Annotated in this window: 6 protein-coding genes; 5 read left to right on the top strand and 1 reads right to left on the bottom strand. The window is 44.2% G+C overall.

Annotated elements, in window-relative coordinates:
* The 5 genes from QZZ41_RS15305 to QZZ41_RS15285 form a co-directional block, all read left to right on the top strand.
* The coding region (locus QZZ41_RS15305; RefSeq protein WP_295074155.1) for a DUF951 domain-containing protein at positions 1–133 on the top strand (133 nt) is incomplete at its 5' end.
* 46 nt (positions 134–179) lie between these two features.
* On the top strand, positions 180–1253 hold the full coding sequence (gene prfA / locus QZZ41_RS15300; protein ID WP_295074153.1) for a peptide chain release factor 1: 1074 nt from the start codon (positions 180–182) through the stop codon (positions 1251–1253).
* A gap of 5 nt (positions 1254–1258) precedes the next feature.
* Positions 1259–2272, top strand: a complete 1014-nt coding sequence (locus QZZ41_RS15295; RefSeq protein WP_295074151.1) for an L-threonylcarbamoyladenylate synthase — start codon at positions 1259–1261, stop codon at positions 2270–2272.
* Positions 2269–2916, top strand: coding sequence for a dephospho-CoA kinase (gene coaE, locus QZZ41_RS15290; RefSeq protein ID WP_295074149.1), 648 nt, complete (start codon positions 2269–2271; stop codon positions 2914–2916). Before QZZ41_RS15295 ends, coaE begins: the two co-directional genes overlap by 4 nt.
* A gap of 41 nt (positions 2917–2957) precedes the next feature.
* Positions 2958–4361, top strand: coding sequence for an aminopeptidase (locus QZZ41_RS15285; protein ID WP_295074147.1), 1404 nt, complete (start codon positions 2958–2960; stop codon positions 4359–4361).
* 317 nt (positions 4362–4678) lie between these two features.
* On the opposite strand, the gene QZZ41_RS15280 is transcribed toward QZZ41_RS15285, so the two are convergent.
* On the bottom strand, positions 4679–5617 hold the full coding sequence (locus tag QZZ41_RS15280) for a LysR family transcriptional regulator (protein ID WP_295074145.1): 939 nt from the start codon (positions 5615–5617) through the stop codon (positions 4679–4681).
* Positions 5618–5745: the final 128 nt, after the last annotated feature.

Genomic DNA, 5745 nt, shown 5'->3' with positions numbered 1-5745 from the left:
TAACGAGATGCTGGTCATACGCTCCGGCATGGATTTCAGATTGAGATGTGTCGGCTGCGGCAGAGAATTCATGGTCCCCCGAAACAAGATAGAGAAAAACATAAAACGAATCAAAAGAGAGTCCGAGGGATAGACGGCAAAGCATTATTTCACGATATTCATTTGGAAGGATAGATATAATGTTTGAAAAGCTTGCCCTTATGGAGCAGAAATATGAAGAGATAAGCGCTAAGCTGGCTGACCCTGAGACCGTGAGCGACAATAAGCTGTATACCCAGCTGATGCGCGAATTCAAGAATATGACTCCTATTATTGAGAAATACCGCGAGTATAAGAAGGCTCAGGCTTCATTCGATGAGGCGAAGGAGCTCCTCGATGCGGGCGGTCTCGATAAGGATTTCAAGGAAATGGCTCAGGCTGAGCTTGAAGAGAACAAGGAGCTTATGGAGGAGTTCACTCAGGAGCTCAAGGTCCTGCTTCTCCCGAAAGACCCCAACGACGATAAGAACGTCATCATTGAGATAAGAGGCGGTGCCGGCGGAGAAGAGGCTTCGCTGTTTGCAAATTCGCTCTACCGTATGTATACGATGTATGCCGAAGCCAAGGGCTGGAAGCAGGAGGTGCTGAGCGCCAATCCTACCGAGCTCGGCGGCTTCAAGGAGATAAGCTTCTCCATAGAGGGAGAGGGCGCTTATTCCCGCCTTAAATACGAAAGCGGTGTTCACCGTGTACAGAGAGTTCCGGAGACTGAGTCCCAGGGACGTATACACACCTCAACTGTAACTGTGGCTGTCCTTGTCGAGGCGGACGAGGTCGAGCTTGAAATTAATCCCACAGATCTGAAAATAGACTATTTCCGCGCAAGCGGTGCGGGCGGACAGCATATAAATAAAACGGAGTCCGCTGTAAGAATAACTTATCTGCCGACAAATACGGTAGTTGAGTGTCAGGACGAAAGAAGTCAGCATAAGAACAAAGATAAAGCAATGAAGATTCTGCGCTCGAGGATTTACGAGGCTATGCAGGAGGAGCAAGACGCAAAGATCGCATCGGAGAGAAAAATGCAGGTCGGTACAGGCGACCGTTCCGAGAGGATCAGAACATACAATTATCCGCAGGGACGTCTTACGGATCACCGTATAGGTCTGACTATCTACAGACTTGAGGACATCCTTAACGGAAATCTTGATGAAGTGTTTGATGCGCTTGCAACTGCCGATCAGGCTGCCAAGCTCGCAAATCAGGAAGCGTAGTTTTTATGGACACAGTTTTACTAAGCGATAGTATCATTGAGCTTGAGAAAGCGGCTGAATTTATAAGGGACGGTGAGATCGTTGGCATCCCTACTGAGACTGTATACGGTCTTGGCGCAGATGCTTCAAACGAGGACGCTGTACGCAAAGTGTTTGAGGCTAAGGGAAGGCCTGCCGATAACCCCCTTATAGTTCATCTTGCTGATTTTTCTCAGGCTAAGGACTTTACAACTTCTATTCCGGATATTGCATATAAGCTTGCTGATAGGTTCTGTCCCGGTCCTCTGACTATGGTACTCCCTAAAAATGACAGGATACCGATGATAACTTCAGGGGGGCTTGATACCGTTGGTATAAGAGTTCCGTCACATCCTGTCATGCACAGGATAATTGAACTTTCAGGAAGACCAATTGCGGCTCCGTCGGCAAATACATCGGGTTATCCAAGTCCTACCTCAGCAGAACACGTTATGCGTGATATGAAAGGCAAGATAGCGGCTGTTGTCGACGGCGGATGCTCTGAGTTCGGCGTTGAATCAACGGTTATCGCCATTGAGGGTGAGAACTCAGTAAGGATACTCCGCCCCGGCTGTATTACTGCTGAAATGCTTAAGGAGGTATGCAGCGAGGTCATTATTGACCATGCTATACTTCATGAACTGGAGGCCGGACAGAAAGCAGCTTCGCCAGGTATGAAGTACAAGCACTATTCTCCGAAGGCTGACATCATAATGGTCGAGGGAGAGCTTGATAACTTTATCTCTTATGTTGGAAGTCATTATGGCGATAATGTTTATTCGCTGATATTTGACGATGATAAGGAGAAATTTCCTTACAGATATATGACCTACGGAAAGAACAGCTCTGAACAGGCTCATTTGATTTTTCAGAGACTGCGTGAGCTTGATGATGCAGGAGCACACAGAGTATATGTACGCGCTCCGGAAACAAGAGGCGTGGGACTTGCAGTATATAACCGCCTGATTAGGGCGGCAGGATTCGAGGTGATAAGGATATGAACAGTTTGAACGGTGTTATGGTCGTTGGACTTACAGGTCAGACAGGTGCCGGGAAAAGTACAGTTTCAAGGATTTTTGCTTCAAACGGGTTTGCTGTTATAGACGCAGATCAGGTAGCAAGAAAGATCGTTGAAAAGGGGACCAAGTGTCTTGACGAGATAGCCGATCTTTTTGGTCAGGCTGTTATCAGCGAGGACGGTACTCTCAACAGAAAAGGTCTTGCAGGGATTGTATTTTCCGACAAGTCCAAGCTTGAAGCTCTTAATACTATCACATATCCTTACATCACAGGGGAGATCCTACGTCAGATAAGGGTACACTCGCTGAAAGGTGAGAAACTCATTCTTCTTGATGCTCCCACACTCTTTGAGAGCAGAGCGGACGATTTCTGCGAGATAATTATTTCCGTACTTGCTGACGCCGATATACGTAAAAAACGCATTATTGCCCGTGATAATCTTACCTCCGAGCAGGCAAGAAAAAGAATGAATTCTCAGCTTGATGAGGAATTCTTCCGCAGTCATTCCGACTATATCATACATAATAATGGCTGTATGGATATGGTCAACGGAATTGCCCAGGAGGTCTCGGTCAAGATAAGAGAGCTCTATTTCAGCAGGCAGATGCCTGCAAAGGCTCAGTAAGTTATTTTGATATATATACATAGAAGGGAGTACTTTTAAATATGGCTGAAAAAAAAGATGCTGTAAAGAAGCTTAAGGAAAAGCTCCTTGTACAGCGCAAAAACGGATACCACCTTGTTTCGGATAAGGATATCAAGGCTTGCGACAAGTTCTGCGAGGGCTACAAGGACTTTATGAATAAAGCGAAGATTGAGCGTGAGGCTGTTATCTATTCCGTGGAGCTGCTTAAGAAGAAAGGCTTTGTTGAATATGTAAAGGGCATGGAGCTAAGGGCAGGGGATAAGATATACTACAATAACCGCGGCAAATCCGTTATTGCTGCTGTAATCGGCACTGCTCCCATCAAGGAGGGTGTAAGGCTATGTGCGGCTCATATAGATTCCCCGAGGCTTGACCTTAAGCAGAATCCCTTGTATGAGGATAATGAGCTTGCTTTGTTCAAGACTCATTACTACGGCGGTATCAAAAAATATCAGTGGACTACTATTCCACTTGCTTTGCACGGTGTAATAATCAAGGCTGACGGTACAAGCGTTGCCGTTAATATAGGCGAGGACGATGACGATCCCGTTTTCTGTGTTACCGATCTTCTTCCCCACCTTGCTTCCGCTCAGATGCAGAAGCCTCTGGCAAAGGGTATAACAGGCGAACAGCTCAATATCCTCATCGGTTCGCGTCCGTTTAAGGATGATGAGGAAAGCGGTTCGGTAAAACTAAATATAATCAATATTCTCAATAAAAAGTACGGCATAACAGAAGCCGATTTCATTTCTTCGGAGCTTGAGGCCGTTCCCGCTTTCAAGGCTAAGGACATAGGCTTTGACAGAAGCTTGATCGGCGCTTACGGTCACGATGACAAGGTGTGCGCTTATCCTGCTCTTATAGCTACTGCTGAGTGCAAAAAGCCAAAGCATACTGTAGTTACCATACTCACTGATAAGGAGGAGATAGGCAGCGACGGCAATACAGGACTTCGCTCGTCATATCTCAAATATTTCCTTGCTGATATTGCAGAGGCTCTCGGTTCGGACGCAAGAACTGTTATTTCGGCTTCACAGTGCCTTTCTGCTGATGTAAATGCTGCATTTGATCCTACATTCCCGGATGTTAACGAGCGCAATAATGCTGCATATATAAACCACGGCGTGGTCGTTACGAAGTATACAGGTTCACGTGGAAAATCCGGCACATCCGACGCTTCTGCCGAATACACGGGACGAATAAGACGTCTTATGGATTCAAAGAACGTAATCTGGCAGACAGGCGAGCTCGGAAAGGTCGATGAGGGCGGCGGCGGTACAGTTGCTGCTTATATAGCTAATCTTGATATTGATACTATTGATCTCGGAGTACCTGTTTTATCGATGCATGCTCCGTATGAGATAGTTTCAAAGCTTGATACCTATATGGCTTTCAGAGCATTTGAGGTATTTATGGCTGACTGATGTTTATAATTAGCTCCGCAGGTGATTTGCGGAGCTTTATATTTCTGAAAAGTTTACAAATTATGTCTGCAATGTAAATTGCTTACTTAAATTATCAGTAATCAATTATACATATAAAGAGATATATATTTTATATTTGCAATATATAGACCACTATGCTATAATAATTTATGGAAAGTCATTCTTTCATAAATGACAATCTCATATCCCCTTATTAAGAATGAGAACCTCCCCCCTAATGGCTCTCATTCTTTTTCTTTTTACTCATAAATAAAAATTCCCCGATCGTGACGCTGTGTCAACGGTCGGGGATAGTTTTATATTTCAAGACCTTCGATCTTATCGGCGTACTCATATACAGTTCTTACACAGTCGGTTATGAGTGCGCTGTTTTCACTTGCTTTTCTGTAGATGATCATATCGCGGTTGAGATTGTTGGCGTATGAGCATTTCCTTACAGTAAGGTCATTATACCTTAGTATGCCTTGTGACATGGGAGCTACCCACATATATGCATTTTTTACTGTCTTAAGCATACTGATCTGAGTTCCTCTGTCATAGATAAATATCTTCTTCGATGATCTCTTGGCATCGTAGTCCTGATTAATTGAAGCACGTCTTACCATTTCAGGCTCGTCGTCTCCGTGGATTATCTCGGGATACTGTGAAAGGAGTTCAAACGGAATATCATCATATTTGGCAAGGGGATGATCCATTTTCATTACTATCTGTAAGGGAAACTCCATAACAGTCTTGCCAACAAGATTTCTTGCTTTAAGACGGCTCTCTATCATCTCAGCATAGGTACTTGGGATTCGTATAAAACCGATATCGTATTTGCCCGCGCATATGTCCTCCATGACCTTGGCGGTGCTGGTCTCCATTACATGTACCTCTATCTTGTCAGTTTTTTCTGAATAATCACTGATGAGCTTGCCAATGGCATTTGTGGCATATGTTGAACGTGCAGATACCACTTTTAGCTTGAGTTCGTTTTCAGGTACCTGAGCATAGTCTCTTTCGAGGCTTTGCATTTCATCAACTATAGTTTGTGCTCTTGCAAGGAATTCTTCTCCCTCGGGAGTAAGTATCATGCCATTGGGGGAGCGGTTGAATATCTGTATACCCAAGGAAGTTTCAAGCTCTTTAAGTGCGATACTTATGTTAGGCTGCGCCTGATACAGTTTCTTTGCTGCCTTGGTTATACTTCCCTCACGCGCTACTGCAATGACATATTCAAGCTGTTGAATTTTCATAAAATATCCTACCTTATCTCTTCGCAGTATTTTATTGTATTTATTATATCACATTTAAGCTGAAAAAGCAAGCCATTAATTGGGATTAATTAAATCATGCTTTCTGTTCTTAAAATCGGATCATTCTC

Source organism: Ruminococcus sp. (genome assembly GCF_016283395.1).
This window is presented reverse-complemented; position numbering and strand designations above follow the sequence as displayed.